The sequence below is a fragment of the Streptomyces sp. NPDC001339 genome (assembly GCF_042895955.1).
Lineage (GTDB): Bacteria > Actinomycetota > Actinomycetes > Streptomycetales > Streptomycetaceae > Streptomyces.
In genome coordinates this window covers 112,037-128,376 of sequence record NZ_JBIAWT010000006.1, presented here as the reverse complement: position 1 = coordinate 128,376, position 16,340 = coordinate 112,037, and the positions used below count along the sequence as shown (strand labels likewise).

The 16,340-nt window shown below is 73.4% G+C and carries 15 protein-coding genes; 7 read left to right on the top strand and 8 right to left on the bottom strand.

Annotation, left to right across the window (positions count from 1 at the left end; translation table 11 throughout):
* Nucleotides 1–267 precede the first annotated feature (267 nt).
* Nucleotides 268–1,365 carry a PLP-dependent cysteine synthase family protein gene (locus tag ACFY12_RS18780; RefSeq protein WP_390717310.1) on the top strand — a complete coding sequence of 366 codons (1,098 nt, stop codon included), beginning with the start codon at nt 268–270 and terminating at the stop codon, nt 1,363–1,365.
* A gap of 47 nt (nt 1,366–1,412) precedes the next feature.
* Here ACFY12_RS18780 and ACFY12_RS18775 read toward each other — a convergent pair whose 3' ends face one another.
* On the bottom strand, nt 1,413–2,276 hold the full coding sequence (locus ACFY12_RS18775; RefSeq protein WP_390716922.1) for a DeoR/GlpR family DNA-binding transcription regulator: 864 nt from the start codon (nt 2,274–2,276) through the stop codon (nt 1,413–1,415).
* A gap of 568 nt (nt 2,277–2,844) precedes the next feature.
* On the opposite strand from ACFY12_RS18775, the gene ACFY12_RS18770 reads away from it, so the two are divergent.
* A complete protein-coding gene (locus ACFY12_RS18770; protein ID WP_390717309.1) occupies nt 2,845–5,142 on the top strand; it encodes a hypothetical protein in 2,298 nt (765 codons plus the stop codon).
* Here the strand turns inward: ACFY12_RS18770 and ACFY12_RS18765 are convergent.
* From ACFY12_RS18765 to ACFY12_RS18740, 6 genes are all read right to left on the bottom strand, one after another.
* Nucleotides 5,112–7,553: a right-handed parallel beta-helix repeat-containing protein gene (locus ACFY12_RS18765; RefSeq protein ID WP_390716921.1), complete on the bottom strand. Its 2,442-nt coding sequence runs from the start codon at nt 7,551–7,553 to the stop codon at nt 5,112–5,114. The genes ACFY12_RS18770 and ACFY12_RS18765 overlap by 31 nt on opposite strands.
* A 177-nt stretch (nt 7,554–7,730) precedes the next feature.
* Nucleotides 7,731–8,339 carry a hypothetical protein gene (locus ACFY12_RS18760; protein WP_390716920.1) on the bottom strand — a complete coding sequence of 203 codons (609 nt, stop codon included), beginning with the start codon at nt 8,337–8,339 and terminating at the stop codon, nt 7,731–7,733.
* 100 nt (nt 8,340–8,439) lie between these two features.
* A complete protein-coding gene (locus ACFY12_RS18755) occupies nt 8,440–8,964 on the bottom strand; it encodes an ATP-binding protein (protein ID WP_390716919.1) in 525 nt (174 codons plus the stop codon).
* Nucleotides 8,958–9,857, bottom strand: a complete 900-nt coding sequence (locus tag ACFY12_RS18750; RefSeq protein WP_390717308.1) for an MEDS domain-containing protein — start codon at nt 9,855–9,857, stop codon at nt 8,958–8,960. The genes ACFY12_RS18755 and ACFY12_RS18750 overlap by 7 nt, the downstream gene beginning before the upstream one ends.
* Before the next feature lie 384 nt (nt 9,858–10,241).
* Nucleotides 10,242–10,703 carry a DUF6643 family protein gene (locus tag ACFY12_RS18745; protein ID WP_390716918.1) on the bottom strand — a complete coding sequence of 154 codons (462 nt, stop codon included), beginning with the start codon at nt 10,701–10,703 and terminating at the stop codon, nt 10,242–10,244.
* Between the two features lie 392 nt (nt 10,704–11,095).
* Entirely contained in the window at nt 11,096–12,244 is a 1,149-nt protein-coding gene (locus tag ACFY12_RS18740) for a glycosyltransferase (protein ID WP_390717307.1), read from the bottom strand.
* A 197-nt stretch (nt 12,245–12,441) separates the two neighbouring features.
* Between ACFY12_RS18740 and ACFY12_RS18735 the strand changes: the two genes are divergently transcribed.
* The 3 genes from ACFY12_RS18735 (at nt 12,442) to ACFY12_RS18725 (ending at nt 14,684) form a co-directional block, all read left to right on the top strand.
* Nucleotides 12,442–13,239, top strand: a complete 798-nt coding sequence (locus ACFY12_RS18735; protein ID WP_390716917.1) for a glutamate racemase — start codon at nt 12,442–12,444, stop codon at nt 13,237–13,239.
* A gap of 149 nt (nt 13,240–13,388) precedes the next feature.
* Nucleotides 13,389–14,033, top strand: coding sequence for a hypothetical protein (locus tag ACFY12_RS18730; protein ID WP_390716916.1), 645 nt, complete (start codon nt 13,389–13,391; stop codon nt 14,031–14,033).
* 117 nt (nt 14,034–14,150) lie between these two features.
* Nucleotides 14,151–14,684: an NUDIX domain-containing protein gene (locus tag ACFY12_RS18725; protein ID WP_390716915.1), complete on the top strand. Its 534-nt coding sequence runs from the start codon at nt 14,151–14,153 to the stop codon at nt 14,682–14,684.
* Between the two features lie 76 nt (nt 14,685–14,760).
* Here the strand turns inward: ACFY12_RS18725 and ACFY12_RS18720 are convergent, their stop codons facing one another.
* On the bottom strand, nt 14,761–15,303 hold the full coding sequence (locus ACFY12_RS18720) for a hypothetical protein (protein WP_390716914.1): 543 nt from the start codon (nt 15,301–15,303) through the stop codon (nt 14,761–14,763).
* Between the two features lie 427 nt (nt 15,304–15,730).
* Here ACFY12_RS18720 and ACFY12_RS18715 point away from each other — a divergent pair, with 427 nt between their 5' ends.
* Both ACFY12_RS18715 and ACFY12_RS18710 read left to right on the top strand, forming a co-directional pair.
* Nucleotides 15,731–15,808: a 50S ribosomal protein bL37 gene (locus ACFY12_RS18715; RefSeq protein ID WP_370594982.1), complete on the top strand. Its 78-nt coding sequence runs from the start codon at nt 15,731–15,733 to the stop codon at nt 15,806–15,808.
* Between the two features lie 163 nt (nt 15,809–15,971).
* Nucleotides 15,972–16,295 (top strand): putative quinol monooxygenase, encoded by a 324-nt coding sequence (locus ACFY12_RS18710; RefSeq protein ID WP_390716913.1) that lies wholly within the window; start codon nt 15,972–15,974, stop codon nt 16,293–16,295.
* Nucleotides 16,296–16,340 lie beyond the last annotated feature (45 nt).

Below are 16,340 nucleotides of genomic sequence, written 5' to 3'. Positions count from 1 at the left end.
CGTCACCCGTGCCCGGTGCACCAGTGCCGTCGGCGTCCGGTGACGTCGACGGGGCGCGCGACGAGCCCGCCCCAGGGCCTCCTTGGGGTCTCCCAAAGTGATGTTTATGCAGGTGAGAAGGGTGCGGAGGGTGGTTATAGTCGGAATCGGCCCGGCGATTCGCACGGGCTTTCCCACCACCCGAGGAGAGCACCCGTGAGCACCGCACAGCAGCCGCAGGGCCGGTCCGGCCGCGAGACCGCGGCCGGGGCCCCCGCCCCGGCCCCGATGCCGACCGTCGATGTCGATCATTCGGATCCGGACTACCGGAGCTGGCTCAAGGAAGCCGTACGCAAGGTCCAGGCGGACGCCAACCGCACCGCCGACACCCACCTCCTGCGCTTCCCGCTGCCCGAGGAGTGGGGCATCGACCTCTACCTCAAGGACGAGTCGACGCACCCCACCGGCAGCCTCAAGCACCGCCTGGCCCGGTCGCTCTTCCTCTACGGGCTGTGCAACGGCTGGATCCGCCCCGGGAAGCCCGTCATCGAGTCCTCCAGCGGCTCCACGGCCGTCTCCGAGGCGTACTTCGCCTCCCTCATCGGGGTGCCGTTCATCGCGGTGATGCCGGCCACCACCAGCCGGGAGAAGACCCGTCTGATCGAGTTCCACGGCGGCAGCTGTCATCTCGTCGAGGATCCGCGGACCGTCTACGAGGTCTCCGCCCGGCTCGCCGCCGAGTCCGGCGGGCACTACATGGACCAGTTCACCTACGCCGAACGGGCCACGGACTGGCGCGGCAACAACAACATCGCCGAGTCGATCTACCAGCAGCTGCGGCTGGAGCGCTACCCCGAGCCGGCCTGGATCGTGGCCACCGCGGGCACCGGCGGCACCTCCGCGACCATCGCCCGCTACGTCCACTACATGCAGTACGACACCCGTGTCTGCGTCCCCGACCCGGAGAACTCCTGCTTCTTCGACGGCTGGCTCACCGGCGACACCTCGACCCACTGCACCACCGCCTCCCGTATCGAGGGCATCGGGCGGCCCCGTATGGAGCCGAGCTTCGTGCCCGGTGCCATAGACCGGATGATGAAGGTCCCGGACGCGGCCAGCGTCGCCGCCGTACGCGCCCTGGAGACGGCGATCGGCCGCAAGGCGGGCGGCTCGACCGGTACCGGCCTGTGGAGCGCCCTGAAGATCGTTTCGGAGATGGTCGCCGAGGGGCGTACGGGATCCGTCGTCACCCTGCTCTGCGACCCCGGCGACCGCTACCTCGACAAGTACTACTCGGACGACTGGCTGGCCGCCCAGGGCCTGGAGATCGGGCCCTACGCCCGCACCATCGAGGTGTTCCTGGCGACGGGCTCCTGGCCGTCCTGACGGCGGCTCCGGCGGGGCCGGGTGCGGCCATCGGCGGCCGCCCGTGGTCAGCTTTCCGCCGGCCGTTCGCCCGCCACCACCAGCTCCGGAGGCAGCTCCGCGAGCTCGGCTCGCGCCTCGGCCGGCAGTCCCGAGTCCGTCACCAGTACGTCGACCTCGTCCAGTGTCGCGAACGAACTCAGCCCGACCGTGCCCCACTTGGTGTGGTCGGCGACCACCACCACCCGCCGCGCCGACCGCACGAAGTGCCGGTTGGTCTCGGCCTCCGCCAGGTTCGGCGTCGACAGCCCCGCCTCCGCCGATATCCCGTGCACTCCGAGGAACAGCACGTCGAAGTGGAGCGACCGGATCGCGGCATCCGCCACCGGCCCCACCAGCGTGTCCGACGGCGTCCGTACACCGCCCGTCAGCACCACCGTCGCGTCCCCCGGCCCCGGCCCCGCGCTCGGCCCCGTGTCCGGCCCCGAGCCGCCGCCGGCCGCTGCTCGCTGCGCGGTGTAGAACACCTCGGCGACGCGTACGGAATTCGTCACCACCGTCAGGTCCGGTACGTCCAGCAGCCGTTGCGCCAGTGCGTACGCGGTCGTGCCGCCTGCCAGCGCGATCGCGCTGCCCGGGGCCGCCATTTCGGCCGCCGCCCTGGCGATGTCCTCCTTCGCGCTCAGCTCCAGCGCCGACTTCGCCTCGAATCCCGGCTCATGCGCGCTCGGCTCGCCCACCGGCACCGCACCGCCGTGCACCTTCGCCAGCATGCCCCGCCGGGCCAGCGTGTCCAGATCACGGCGGATCGTCATATCCGACACGTTCAACTTGCGGGTGAGCTTATTGACGCGCACCCCGCCGCGCCGCCTGACCTCGTCGAGAATCAGGGCCCGCCGCTGCTCCGCGAGGAGGTTCTGGTTGTCGCTCACCCCGGCCCGTCCCTTCCGCCCGGCTCGCCCTGCCGGGTCGTACACCCCGGCTCACACCCGCGATCACCGGTGCCCTCATCCTCGCACGAGGCACTGACAGCGACGCCGCTCCGCCGCCCCGTCAGCCCGCCATGCCGCCGGAGAGGCCGCGCGGGGACGGGGGGACGGGGGGACGGCGAGCGTGCAACCGCAACCGCAACCGCAACCGCAACCGTCCGTCCGTCCCTCCCCCCGTCCGTCCCTCCCTCCGTCCAACCATCCGCCCATCCGCCCATCCATCCCTCCGGAACGGTGGCTACCGCCCCGGTCCGCACGAGAGAATCCCCCGGGGCACCGCATCGCACGGTGCCGTACAGAATTCGGGGGAAAACCAGTGGAGATCGTGGAACCGACGCCGTATGCCCGCCCAACGGGCCGTGAGGTGACGGGAGATGGGGTTACGGCGGCTCTGTCGGCCGGGCAGCCGGGAGGGACGGGCTCACCGCCGGACACGGCACCGGACGACGCCGTACCGGGGCTCTCGTTGGAGCTGCTGGTGCACGGCGTCGGCGGCGCCACTGCCCAGGACATGCTCGGTGATCCGCGCGTCCAGCTGATCACCGGCGATGACACCGCCGCCTGTTACCGCCGTACGGACGACGCGGACGCCGAGGAGCGGCCCGAGGACTACCGCGCGGAGCCGGTCCGCGAGGCGTACTGCTGGTCCAACCTCACCTCGGGCAACGGCGCCCGCGCCCTGTGGCTGATCCTGCTGCCCTTCATGGTCGCCAACCTCGCCCACTGGATGCGCCCGGCCGCACCACCCGGCCACTGGGCGCAGCGGATCTACGACCTGCTGGTCCGGATCATCGCGCTCACCCTCACCGTCCTGCTCACCGCTGCGGCCTGCGAGGTCGCCCTCGACCTCGCGGCCTGGCAGTGCGCCGGTACCACCGCCTGCGTGACCGGCAAATCCTGGCTGGGCTTCCTCAGCCCGGACCACGACGGCTGGTGGAGCGCGCCCGGCCGCCGTCTCGCGCTCGCCTCCGCGGTGCCGCTGCTCGTCATCGGCTTCCTGTGGTGGCTCTCGCACCGCACCTGGAGCGCGTACGAATCCGCCTCCCCGCCGCCCCGGCGGCCCGGCAGTTCCCGCTACACCCCGCACGCCGAACGCACCGCGCTCAGCCTGGAGGGCTTCTGGTACGGCCGCCGGCTGGTCGCCCGGCTGCGTGCCGCGCACACCACGGCGGGGATCCTGACCATCGCGGCGGTGCTGCTCGCGGCCGGGGCGAAGATCGACGGGGACGAGGAGAGCGGCGCGGGCGGCGCTGTGGGAGTGCTCGCAGCGGCGGGCCCGGTGCTGAGCGCCGTGGTGATCCTGCTGGCCGTCGCCACGGTCGGCGTCGTCTGGCGGACCGCGCGCAGTGAGGCCGCACCGGACGACACCTCCGACCGGCTCGTCGTGCGGGCCCTCCCGTACGCCGCGCTCGGGGTGCTGGCCCTGATCGTGCTGTACCTCGGCTGGGCGCGTCCCGGATCCCGCAGCGACGGTCCGCTGCCCGGCACCGGCGCGTTCGGCGGGATCGCGGTCTTCCAGTGCCTGCTGGTCCTGGCGCTGGCGGTGACCGCCTGGGTGCTGCAGCGCGCCGTCCGCCACGACGGCCGCACCGCGCTGCGCGGTATGGGCGGGCCGGCCGTCGCGCTGCTGGCCTGCGCGGTCGGCGGGGCGCTGTCCGGGGGAGCGGCGCAGCGCTTCGCGGACTGGATGGACGGCGGTGCGACGCCCGGCCAGGCGCACGCGCCGATCCCCGGTCCGCCGGTGCTGCTGTCCTGGCAGGCGTCCGTCCTGCCCGTCCTGCTGGTCGTGGTGGCGGGCGTCGCGGTGCTCGCCGCCGTCCGCGTGGCGGTCGTCCGGCGGCGGGTCGCCCAGGACGTCCCCGGGCTGTTCGATCCGGGTGAGCGCCCCGACGAGCGCCGTACGTGGCGGATCGCCGGCACCATCGCCCGCGCCGGGCTCACCGACGCGGCGCCCGTGCTCGTCGCGGCCGTCTCCGTGGTGACCCTCGTCCTCGGCGCGGGCGCGGTGGCCGGTGCCTGGCTCACCGAGCAGGCGCCCGGCCCCGCCACGGTGGACGCACCCCCCGTCGTGCACGCCGCCGCCGGCACCGCTGAGTCCCTCGGCTCCTGGCTGATGGGCGCCGGCGTCCTCCTGCTGCTCGCCCTGGGACGGCGCGCCTACCGCGACCGCTCCGCCCGGCGCACCGTCGGCATCCTCTGGGACGTCGGCACGTTCTGGCCGCGCGCCGCGCACCCCTTCGCACCGCCCTGCTACGCCGAGCGCGCCGTCCCCGACCTCACCTGGCGGATGGCCACCTGGACCGAGCGCTTCGACGGCCGTCTGGTGATCTCCGGGCACTCCCAGGGCAGTGTGCTGGCGGCCGCCGCCGTCTGGCAGCTGGACCTGGTCACCCGCAGCCGGGTCGCGCTGCTGACGTACGGCAGCCCCCTGGAGCGCCTCTACGGACGCTGGTTCCCCGCCTACTTCGGGCCGCCCGCGCTCACCGGCCTCCATCGCGAGATGGACGACTGGCGCAATCTGTGGCGGTTCACCGACCCCATCGGCGGTCCGATCCGCCTCACCTGCCAGGACGGGCGGCGGATCGACCAGGGCCCGCTGCGCGACCCGCTGGCCTTCGGCCGCAGCCTGCAACACCCGCTGCCCGCGCAGATCCTGGGCCACGGCGACTACCAGGCCGACCCGGCCTTCGAGGCGGCCCGGGCCGAGCTGGTCGCCCGGCTCGGACCGGCCCCGGTGCGGGCGCGCTCCGCCGTCGCGGCGTCAGGCGGGCTTCCCGTTCAGGGGAGTTCGGGGAGATCGTCGGCGTAGAGCAGGGACAGGTCGTCGGTGCTCGGGTCGGCCAGCTGCGCGACCCGGCCCGCGTGCCGCTCGACCATCGCCTCGAACGTCTGCCGCGCGGTACGGCCGTTGCCGAAGGACGGGCCCTTGGGGAGCGCGGTGAAGTACTTCAGCAGCGCCTCCCCGGCCCCCTCGGCGAGGCGGTACTCATGCTCCTCGCCCTGCTGCTCGACGATCCGCAGCAGCTCCTCGGGTGCGTAGTCGCCGAAGGTGATGGTCCGTGAGAAACGGGACGCCACACCCGGGTTGACGGCGAGGAAGCGCTCCATCTCCGCGGTGTAGCCCGCCACGATCACCACCACCGCGTCCCGGTGGTCCTCCATCAGCTTCACGAGGGTGTCGATCGCCTCCTTGCCGAAGTCCCGGCCGGAGTCCTCGGGGGAGAGGGCGTACGCCTCGTCGATGAAGAGCACCCCGCCCCGCGCCCGGTCGAACGCCTCCTGGGTACGGATCGCGGTCGACCCGATGTGCTCGCCCACCAGGTCCACCCGCGACACCTCGACCAGATGCCCGCGCTCCAACACCCCCAGGGAGGCGAGGATTTCGCCGTAGAGCCGCGCCACGGTGGTCTTGCCGGTGCCGGGGGAGCCGGTGAAGACGAGGTGACGGCGCACGGACGCGGCCTTCAGGCCCGCCTCCTGGCGCCGGCGGCCCACCTCGATCATGTTGATCAGGCTGCGCACCTCATGCTTGACGCTCTCCAGGCCCACGAGGGTGTCCAGCTCGCCCAGTACCTCGGCGGACGGCCGGCCGGCGGTCACCGGCTCCGCGGCCGCCGTCGCCGCCGTGGGCACCGGCGACGGGCTCTGCACCGGGACGTTGCCCAGCAGCCCGGCCGTCTGGGTCGCCGGCCGGCCGGCGGTGGCCGTCGCCCCGGCGACCGGTTCCTGGACGGCGCGGCTCTCGTCACTGGTGCAGTCCTGGACCGTCGGCCCGTCGCCCTGCCCGGTGCCGCCGTCGGCGAACTCGTAGCCGCCGCGCGCACACCGCTCCGTACGGCACCGCGTCAGCGTCGTGCGGCAGCCGTCGATGATGTGGAAGCCGAAGCCGGAGCTTCCGGTGACCCGGCAGCCGTGGAAGGTGCCGCGGCCCTCGGCGGAGACGTAGAACCCCGCCTCGGCCGGTGCGCTGACCGTGCAGCCCTCGATGGTGGGGTCGGCGCCCTTGGTGACGATCACGCCGGTCTGCGCCCCGTCGATGGTGCAGTGGGCCAGCGTGCCGCCGCTGCCGTGGTCGCGGAACCAGGCACCGGTCGCCGCCTCCCGGATCCGGCAGTCGTCGATCTGTACGGTCGCCCCGTCGCTCACCGACACCGCGGTGTTGCGGACCTGCGCGAGGTCGCAGTCGACGACATCGGCGCGGGAGCCGCGGTCCAGTACGAACAGCGCGTCCGGGACGTCGTGCACCCGGGTCGAGTCCAGTACGGCGGTGGCGCCGTCGCTGACCCACACCGCGGGGTAGTCGCCCGTACTGTCGTGGATCTCGCACTGGTTGGCGTCCACCCGGGTGCCCGGGTCCCAGACGGACAGCCCGTTGCGCCCGAAGTGCCGTACCGTGCTGCGGGTCAGCGTCAGCACCGACCGCGACCGCAGATCGATCGCGTTCTCCGGCACGTCGTGGATGTCGCAGTCGGCGAGGGTGAGCACCGCGTCGGTGTCCAGGGTGACGCCGTCGGCGGAGGTGCGGTGCACCGTGCAGTCCGTGAGGTGGGCGGTGGCCCGTGCCGCCACTTGGATGCCCGCGCCCTTGATCTCGTACAGCTCGCAGCCCGTGGCCTCGACCGCGCTGCCCTCGCCGTTGACCGACAGGCCGGCGCCCGAGGCGTGGTGGATCCGGCAGCTCTCCAGCCGCGGATGCCCCCCGCCGCGTACCGCCACGCCGGTCTGCCCGGCGGCCAGCACCTCACACTCCTCGAACAGCCCGCCGGCACCGTCCAGGACGCTGACCCCGACCCCGCCGGCGTTGTCGACCGTGCAGCGCCGCACCGTCGGCCGGGCCCCGCCGCGCACCTCGATACCGGACGCGGAGCGCGCCACCACCCGCAGGCCGGTCAGCTCCGGGGCACCGTCCTCCACCAGCAGCGCGGGCGAGGCCGAATCCATCGCTTCCAGGTGCAGGTCGTGGACGGACGCCGAGGCTCGTATCGTCAGCGCCACCCCGTCGGCCGGGGCGATCCGCACCGCGCCCCGCGCCCCGTCCGCACCGCGCAGCGTCACCGCGCGCTGGAGCACCAGATTCTCGCGGTACGTACCGGCCGGCACGGTCAGCACATCACCGTCCCCGGCGGCCTCCAGGGCGGCGGCGAGCGAGCTGTACTCCCCCGTACGGCGCCGCCAGCGCGACGTTCCGGAGTGCGTCACCTGGACCGGGCCCTGTGCCATGGCGATGTCGTGCCCCCACCTCGTGCGGCTGCTGTCCGCCCGGTAGCCGTCCGTCCGCGGATGTCCGCGTCCGGGTCCTCCAGGCCCCCAGCCGAGAGGCTGGCGCCACCACCGTAGCGCGCCCGGCGGGGGCCAGTTGACACGGTCAGCACCTGGTCAGCGGTGAAGGCCCGGCGCTCAGTTGGCGTCCGCCCGGCCCCAGTCCTGGCCCGCGCGCTCCCAGGCCAGATCCCAGTCGCGGAAGCGACGCACCATCAGGTGACCGACGACCAGCCGCCGCCCGCCCTCGACCAGTCCGACGGCCGCCACCGCGGTGCCCAGACCGGCCAGTGCCGCATGTGTGCCGGCCGCACCGGCGTCCATCGGCCGCGGCACCACCCGGCCGCGGTCGTCCGTCCAGATCCGGAACCGCTCACCGGGCTCCACCGGACGCGGTGCCGCGATCCGCCCGGTATGCGCGGTGCCGTCCGCGCCCGTCCACCGGCCGATGACCCGGAGCCGCGCATCGCGGTGCGAGGCGGTCTCCGGATCGGGGTCGAGCGGGGTCCGGGAGACCGGCCGGTCGACCGTGACCCACACCTGATGCCGCTGCTGGAGCTGTGCCCGTACGGTCTCCAGCAGGACGTCGTGTGCCGCCCGCCCGACGAACCAGCCCGCGGAGGGCGCCCCGAGGAGGATCAGGAGCGCGGCGGCGACCCCGACCCAGGCCTCGATCCGGTCGGTGCGGCGGCGCAGCGGATTGCGCTGCCGGTGCCATACACCGCGTACCGCGCGTACCGCTCGCATCGCCGTCCCCTCCCGCGTTCCTCTCCGGCGTTTCTCTCCGGTCTCTCCGGTCGCTCCGGTCTTTCCGGCGTTTCTCTCCCGCTTCGCGTCGTGTCATACCTCATCGCGGGTGCTCCGGGCGAGAGGTGCGCGGGGGGAACACCCGCACGGCCAGCGTGACCACGGCACCTTTCGTTCCCGTCCCTGTTCCCGGAGCTCCCGTGGTCCCCGGGGTGACCGCGAACCGGTCCGCCAGCCGGCGCGCCAGCCACAGCCCCCGGCCGTTCGCGGCGTCGTCCAGGCCCGGCGGCAGCTCGGGGATCACCGCCGCGCTGAACCCGGGGCCCGCGTCACTGATCCGGCACTCCAGTTCCTCGCCGACCCGGCGCAGCTCCAGCCTTCCTGAGCCGCCGCCATGCTGGACGGCGTTGCCCGCGATCTCGTCCACCGCCAGGACGAACTCGCCCCGCCGTGGCGCGGGCAGGCCCTCGTGGGCCGCGCACTCCTCGACCAGCAGCCGCAGCTGGGGCAGCAGGCGGGCGGTGAAGCGCCGCTGCAGCAGCCTGCGACCGGGCCCTTCGGACGGCTCCTCGGACGGTTCCCTGGACGGCTCCCCGTAGGGGCCCGCCGGATCGGGGTTCACCACGGACGACCCACCTCCGTCAGCACCAGCAGCGGTACCGTCCCACCGCCCAGCCGCCGCAGCAACCGGTGGTGTTCAGGGGCGCAGCGCACCTCGACGCGATCGTGGCCGGCCGCCCGACGGGCCAGAGTGAGCAGACTGACGGCGCAGCCCACCGACAGGAAGTGCAGCCGGGTCAGATCCACGGTCAGCCGCCGGGCCGGTGCCGTGTGCGCCAGTGCGATCTGCAGCGCGGTGGTGAACGCGGCCCGGTTCGCGGTGTCGGCCTCGCCGATGAGGTGCAGCGCGCCGTCCGGGTCGTCCGGGTCGCGTACTGGCCGCAGGCTGCCCAGGCGCTCCAGCAGCGTACGGGGGTGCGCCCGCTCCATGGCGGTGAGCACCGCGCGGTCGAAACGGCGGCGGTCGTAGGCGCAGATCTCCGTGTACGGCCGGCCGGCGAAGAGGGCGTGCGCGGAGGTCTCGCGCGCCGTCATCGCTTCGATGCCGATGCCGAGCGCGGCCACCCAGCCCATGTCGATGAACGCCCGCAGCCCGGCGTACCCCTCGGCCGCGGCCCGGTCCGTCTCCCGGCTCAGCCGGGCCATCTGCCGGGCGGCGGTGAACTCGGCATCCGGCCGGATCACCTCGCGCATACTGCTCACGACCAACTGGTCGCGCTCACGCGCCGACACCGTGCTGTGGCTGGGGAAGTCGATCCTGGCCAGTACCTCGTCCGCGGGCACCCCGGGGCACGGCAGGACCAGCACCTTCTCGCCCCGCGCCAGCCCGAGCCGTACGAACGCGGCGACGGCCTCCCAGCGCACCTCGTCGTCGCCGTAGCTCACGAAGGCGTGGTCCCCGGGCCGCAGCTGCTGGACAGGGATGAGAGAGCTGTCCCCGGTGTCCCTCGCAGGCATCGCCACGCGGTCTCTGTCTCCCGTCGCCCTGCCGCGCCGACGACCGGCGTCGTCGCGACCACCCCGGCGCGGCCACGACAGGACCTGGGGGCTGCGCCGACCCGTCAGTCGTCAGTCGAGTATCTCCAACGGGTCGCCGATACGGATCGTGCCGGTGGTACGAGATATCAGATTCTGGCCGAAGACCGGCCGGTCACCGTCACATGGGGCTGGAAACGGTTCCTGGGCAGGGGCCCTCTTCGGCCTTCGGCGTGGTCACCCTGTGGGACAAGGGAGTTGAGGCGGCTCGGTCGCTCTGTTCTCGGCGGCGACCAGCAGCCACCGTCGGTCCCGGCGAGCCCCCACGGCTCCATGACCGCCTCGCCGGGATCGGACCCCGCGGATTCAGTAGCCGCGCGGATACTGCCGGCCGTACGGATCGTCGTACGGCGAGGCGGGACGCGGTGCGACGGGAGCGGCCGGCCGCATCGCCTCGTACCCCGTCCCCATACCGGGGGCTGGACGCTGCGGCTGCTGCGGGGCCGGGTAGCCGCCGCGGGTGCCCGCCTGCTGCGGGATATAGGGCGCCGGAGTGTGCTGCAGCGGGGCGACCGGCTGTGCGGCGGCACCCGGGTAGCCGTAACCGTGACTCGGCGAGGGCTGGGAGGGGGCGGCCGGCAGCGCCGGAAGCGACGACGGCAGCGCCGGCAAATGAGATGAACCCGTGTCGTAAGGAGACGGATTCACTCGAATCGGGGCGATCTGCGGGGTACCGCGTTCGGCGACGAGGCTGTCGTAGATCGGGGTGTCCGGGAAGGAGGGCGAAGCGTAGTAGCCGCCGCCGTAGGTAGAGCGGGGGGAGGTCATGCCTCATAAGTTAAGCCCACGATGTGCAGATTGGGGAGCCTGGAAAGAGGGTTGTTTCGCGTGTTCGGAGAGGCTCTCGATCGCCAATGTGAGCGAACTTGGGAAAATCGGTCGCGATCGCCCGTAGGGATCGTGTAAAGGCCTTGTTTCCTGGCTTCACTTTTTACGGGTGAGCGAGGGGTGTTCGGTGCGATCGGCCCAAGTGGGGTGAGCCGCGTTCCCGCTGACAGGTCAACCGGTGGCGTCAATCCCGCCACCGCGGGGCGCACCCCGCGCCCGCCCCCGTGCCGCTGCCGTTTGTCTGACAAAAAATCACCCCGACGGGGAGGTTTCCGTCGTCCCATTGACGCGGTGGGGCGGGTACCTAAGGCGCGATGCCGCAGCGATCGGGCTCACGGCGCCCCGTACGTCCGGCCCTTCCATGCCGCACCGCGCCCCCGGTAGTGCTGCACCGCCGAGTCCACCGTCATCAGGAGGTACAGCAGCGCCGTGAACGGCAGCAGCGGCGCGGACCACCACGGCTGCCCGTAGTAGCGCAGCATCGGCAGGTACGTCCCGCACATCACCGCCCAGGCCGCACCGCCCAGCGCCGCCGTCACCGGAGAGCCGCCCGCCAGCCCCGACACCAGCGCGGCCGGCGGGACGAGATACACCAGCGCCAGCCCGAGGACCGTGCCGAGCAGCAGCGGCGGCCGGTGCCGCAGCTGGGCGTAGGCGCTGCGGCTGACCATCCGCCACAGCTCCACCAGCCGCGGATACGGCCGCACACTGTCCACCCCGTCCGCCAGCCCCAGCCAGATCCGTCCGCCGGACCGCTTGACCACCCGGGCCAGCGCCACATCGTCGATCACCGCATGCCGGATCGCCTCCGGGACCCCTGCCCGCTCCGCGGCCTCCCGCCGCAGCAGCACACAGCCGCCGGCCGCCGCCGCGGTGCGCGCCCCGGGACGGTTGACCCAGCGGAACGGATACAGCTTCGCGAAGCAGTACACGAACGCCGGCACGAGCAGCCGTTCCCACGGTGTCACCACCCGCAGCCGCGCCATCTGCGACACCAGATCCAGGTCCGCCGACCGGGCCGCCGCCACCAACTCCCGCAGAGATTCCGGTCCGTGCGCGATGTCCGCGTCGGTCAGCAGCAGGTACTCCGGCGCCGTCCGCTCCCGCGCCAGTGCCACCCCGTGCCGTACGGCCCACAGCTTCCCCGTCCACCCGGGCTCGGGCTCGCCGGGCGAGGCGACGGTCAGCGGCAGTCCGCCCCGCTCGTCCGCCAGTCGCCGGGCCAGGGCGCCGGTCCCGTCCGTACTGCCGTCGTCGATCAGGAACACCTCCGCCCGGCCCGGATACTTCTGCCCGAGCAGCGAGGGCAGGCTCTTCGGCAGCACCACGGCCTCGTCCCGCGCCGGGACCACCACCGCGACCGACGGCCAGCGCCCGGGGTCCCGGTGGCCCGGCAGCCGGACATCCGTCCGCCAGAAGAAGCCCTGCCCCAGCAGCAGCCACACCCAGGCCAGCAGCGACCCGGTACCGATCCACTCCATCGCTCCCACGGCCGCAGTCTGCCCCAGCGCACGGCCTTCTCCGCGCTCCCCGGCCGTACGTGGCCCGCCCCAGCCGCATGTGTTCCGCCCCCCCCCGGAACCCGCGCTCCGGGCTGCCGCCGCACGCGCACGGTGCAGCCTGCTGCCGTGACGAGCCGGTATGACAAGTCGGACGTCCGACCCAGTAAAGTGTCCGGGTGAAGATCGCGCTCATGGACTCCGGGACCGGGCTGCTCCCCGCGGCCGCCGCCGTACGCCGCCTGCGGCCGGACGCCGATCTGGTCCTGTCCACCGACCCCGACGGCCTCCCGTGGGGCCCGCGCACCCCCGACGATGTCGCCGCCCACGCCCTGGCCACCGCCCGCGCCGCCGCCGAGCACCGGCCCGACGCGCTGATCGTCGCCTGCAACACCGCGTCCGTCCACGCGCTGCCCGCGCTCCGCGCCGAGCTGGAGCCCGCCCTTCCCGTCATCGGCACCGTCCCGGCGATCAAGCCTGCCGCGGCCGGCGGCGGCCCGGTCGCCATCTGGGCCACCCCCGCCACCACCGGCAGCCCCTACCAGCGGGACCTGATCGAACGCTTCGCCCATGGCGTGGATGTCACCGGCGTGCCCTGCCCGGGCCTCGCCGACGCGGTCGAGAACGCGGACGAGGCCGCCATCGACGCCGCCGTCGCGGCCGCGGCGCGGCGCACCCCGCGCGACATCCGGGCCGTTGTGCTGGGCTGCACCCACTACGAACTGGTCGCCGAACGGATCCGCGCCGCCCTCCAGCAGCCCGGCGCCCCCGCGCTCGTCCTGTACGGATCCGCCGACGCCGTCGCCGCCCAGGCGCTGCGGCGCATCGGGGCCGAGCCGGCGCCCGCGGCCGCCCCGACCGGCGGACTCAGCGTGATCCACAGCGGCCGCCCGGCCGAGCTGTCGGACGCCGCGCTCGCCTACGCCGAGGGACGGCTGCTCGCCTCGGGCCGTACGGTCACCACGGGGACGGTCTGAGCCGCATGGCCTGAGCGGGCCGTACGGATCCCGCCCACGGACCCCGTCCACGGACCCTGTCCATGGACGCCCTGAGTGGACACCCTGAGTGGACGAACGGCGCGTCCGGGGCGCTGCCCCGGCGTGCGAAGGCGCGTACGCTGCGTTTCATGAGGGACCACCCCCACGAGGGGGCAGCAGCCCCCGACAACCACGGCAGCGCCGATCTCACCGACTCCACTGACCTCGCCGACCGCGGCAACGGTACGGAACCGCCCGCGGGCGGCCCCCGCACGGAGTCCCCCGAGGTCTGGTACGGCCGTGCCACCAACCGCGTCCAGTGGCTCCTGGCCGCGGCGGGCGCGGGCTGTCTGGCCCTGGGCATCGAGCTCGCCGTGAACAGCAGCTGGTCCTCCGGCCTGGCCGCCTTGGTGATGTCGGTGGTCGGCCTGGTGGCGGTCGGTCTCCTGGTGCTCTTCGGCACGCTCGCCTTCGTCCATGTCGCCGTACGGGTCGACAAGGACTCCCTGGAGGTGCGGTGCGGCCATATCGGAGTGCCGCGCCGCCGGATCCCCCTGGACAACGTCATCGGCGCCGATGTCGCGCCCCAGGTCACGCCGCGCAACTGGGGCGGCTGGGGCTACCGCTGGCGCCCCGAGCAGGGCACGGCCGTGATCGTCCGGCGGGGTGAGGGCCTGGTGCTGAGGCTCGGCGACGGGCGGACGTTCACCATCACCGTCGATGACGCCGAGGGCGCCGTCCACGCCATCCGCCGCCGGCTCGCGGGGAACAAGGGGACCCCGGCGGGCGCCTGAGCGGCGGGGGCGGGCGCGGGGGTGAAACGGGGCGTGGGTGTGAATCAGGGTGCGCGCACGGGGGCGCCGTCGCACCGTTGTCCGGGGTATTTCCGGGAGGTCCCGTAGGGTCGGGGCATGGGAACCCCCGACTTCATCCGGGATCTCCGGAGCTCCATCGGCCGGCAGCTGCTGTGGCTCCCCGGGGTGACCGCGGTGGTCTTCGACGACCAGGGCCGGATCCTGCTGGGCAGGCGGACCGACACCGGTGGCTGGGCGGTGATCGGTGGGATCCCCGAGCCCGGTGAACAGCCGGCCGAGACCGCGGTCCGTGAGGTCTTCGAGGAGACCGCGGTACGGGTGGTGCCCGAGCGGGTGGTCCTCGTGGAGACCACGCCGCCCATCCACTACCCCAACGGTGATGCCTGCCAGTTCATGGATGTGACACTGCGCTGCCGGGCGGTCGGCGGCGAGGCGCGGGTCAACGATGACGAGTCCCTGGACGTGGGCTGGTTCTCCCTCGACGCGCTGCCGCAGCTGGACGAGCATGCGCTGACCCGCATCAAGCGGGCGCTGGACGCCGGGCCGACGTGGTTCCGTGGGATGGACAAGTCACCGGCCGGGGACCCCGCGGTCGCACGGCAGGGGGCAACCGAGGGGGCACCCGGCTGAGGGCTCCCAGCCAGAGCCCGTACCGCCAAAGCGCTCACAGCCCTTTGCTCACGGCCAAGCCCTCACGGCCAAGCCCTCACAGTTCCTCCGTCGACGGCTCGTCCATCGGGACGGACGGCTCGCCGGGCAGCGTCGGCAGCTGGGACCCGGGCCCGCCTGGGACGTCCGGTCCGGCCGGCTGCTCCGTGTGCATCTCGCGCCGGCCCGCGCGGCAGGCGGTGATCCAGGTCCCGGTGGGTCCGCTGTCGTACCGGCAGAGCCAGCCGCGCACGGAGAGCGCCCCCGGGGCGCCGGCGGAGTCGGGCGGCGCCCGCAGGAAGAACTCCGTCATCACCTCGCGCGCCTCCGGGCATTCGACCGTACCGTCGGCGCCCGGGTCCGCGTACAGCGAGACATCGCCGGCCGCGCCGAGTGCGCCCTTGATCTCGCCGCAGCTCACCGGCTGACCGGGGATGGCCGGTGAGCCGTCGGTTCCGGGGTCCGAGCTGTGCGGGTCCGGCACCGTACCGCTGCCGCCGGACGGCGCCCCGGAGGCCGGAGCCTCACCCTCCCCCGGCGCGCCGCACGCCGCGGAGGCCAGGCCGAGCAGCACGGTCGGCACGACGATGAGCCTGCGCATGTCGGTCTCCCTCGGGCGCTTGTGGCGGCGGCGCGCCGACGGCACGCTGCGTCGTACGACGCTAGGAGTCTCGCGGGGCGGTGGCGATCCGGGGCGGCTGTTCAGGTGAACGGACCCCGCTCCAGGTGCGGGGCGTGCCCGGCTGCGGCAACGTGGTCCCACGCCCGACCGGCGCTCGACTGGCGCCCGGTGGAGGCACGGTGGGCCCGCTTGCCCGTCTCTCAGAGCGTCGTCCACGGCCCGCCGTGCCCCCACCGGACACCAGGTTCTGCCGGACGCCCTCAAGGGGCCGGGCCTTCTCCGGACGACTACGCGGTCAGCACCGCCTCTCACCATCGCTTGTCACCACCGCCTCTTCCGGCGCTCCGCGAAGTGGTAGAACATCCGCGAACGCACCGTCGCAGCAGAGCGGAGAAGGGAGACCGCGATGTCCTCGAAGCGCCGTCGCAAGAAGAAGTCCCGTCGCAAGAACGGGGCCAACCACGGGAAGCGCCCCCAGTCCTGAGCCGAATCCGGCGACTGGTCCGGGACCGGTCCACGACCGGTTCTCCGCCGGGGTCACCTGTGGGGGTGGCCCCGGTCCGCTGAGGCCCCGGTCCGTGACGGCGACGGAAGCCGGAGAATGCCCCGCTTCACGGCAAATTTCCACGGTCAACTATCATCGACGGATGATCTTTATCGTCGTCAAGTTTCCCGTAAAGCCCGAGTACGTCGAAGAGTGGCCCCAGCACGTCGAGGCCTTCACCCAGGCCACCCGCGCCGAACCCGGCAACCTGTGGTACGAGTGGTCCCGCAGCCTTGAGGACCCCCACACCTACGTCCTCGTCGAGGCCTTCCGGGACGGCACCGGCGAGGCGCACGTCAACTCCGACCACTTCCGTGCCGGCATCGAAGCCATGCGCCCCCTGCTGCGCCGCACCCCCGAGATCGTGAGCACTACCATCGAGGGAGCGGACGGCTGGAGCGCGATGGGCGAGCTCACCATCGACTGACGAACCGGCTGATAGCCGGACGACAACCGGCGGCGCCAGGGCGCT

What these genes read in the sequence shown, in the direction of transcription:
- ACFY12_RS18780 (WP_390717310.1), top strand. Translation starts at nt 268, where the DNA reads ATGCCGACCGTCGATGTCGATCATTCGGATCCGGACTACCGGAGCTGG.
- ACFY12_RS18770 (WP_390717309.1), top strand. Translation starts at nt 2,845, where the DNA reads ATGCTCGGTGATCCGCGCGTCCAGCTGATCACCGGCGATGACACCGCC.
- ACFY12_RS18765 (WP_390716921.1), bottom strand. Translation starts at nt 7,553, where the DNA reads ATGGCACAGGGCCCGGTCCAGGTGACGCACTCCGGAACGTCGCGCTGG.
- ACFY12_RS18760 (WP_390716920.1), bottom strand. Translation starts at nt 8,339, where the DNA reads ATGCGAGCGGTACGCGCGGTACGCGGTGTATGGCACCGGCAGCGCAAT.
- ACFY12_RS18750 (WP_390717308.1), bottom strand. Translation starts at nt 9,857, where the DNA reads ATGCCTGCGAGGGACACCGGGGACAGCTCTCTCATCCCTGTCCAGCAG.
- ACFY12_RS18745 (WP_390716918.1), bottom strand. Translation starts at nt 10,703, where the DNA reads ATGACCTCCCCCCGCTCTACCTACGGCGGCGGCTACTACGCTTCGCCC.
- ACFY12_RS18740 (WP_390717307.1), bottom strand. Translation starts at nt 12,244, where the DNA reads ATGGAGTGGATCGGTACCGGGTCGCTGCTGGCCTGGGTGTGGCTGCTG.
- ACFY12_RS18730 (WP_390716916.1), top strand. Translation starts at nt 13,389, where the DNA reads ATGAGGGACCACCCCCACGAGGGGGCAGCAGCCCCCGACAACCACGGC.
- ACFY12_RS18725 (WP_390716915.1), top strand. Translation starts at nt 14,151, where the DNA reads ATGGGAACCCCCGACTTCATCCGGGATCTCCGGAGCTCCATCGGCCGG.
- ACFY12_RS18720 (WP_390716914.1), bottom strand. Translation starts at nt 15,303, where the DNA reads ATGCGCAGGCTCATCGTCGTGCCGACCGTGCTGCTCGGCCTGGCCTCC.
- ACFY12_RS18715 (WP_370594982.1), top strand. Translation starts at nt 15,731, where the DNA reads ATGTCCTCGAAGCGCCGTCGCAAGAAGAAGTCCCGTCGCAAGAACGGG.
- ACFY12_RS18710 (WP_390716913.1), top strand. Translation starts at nt 15,972, where the DNA reads ATGATCTTTATCGTCGTCAAGTTTCCCGTAAAGCCCGAGTACGTCGAA.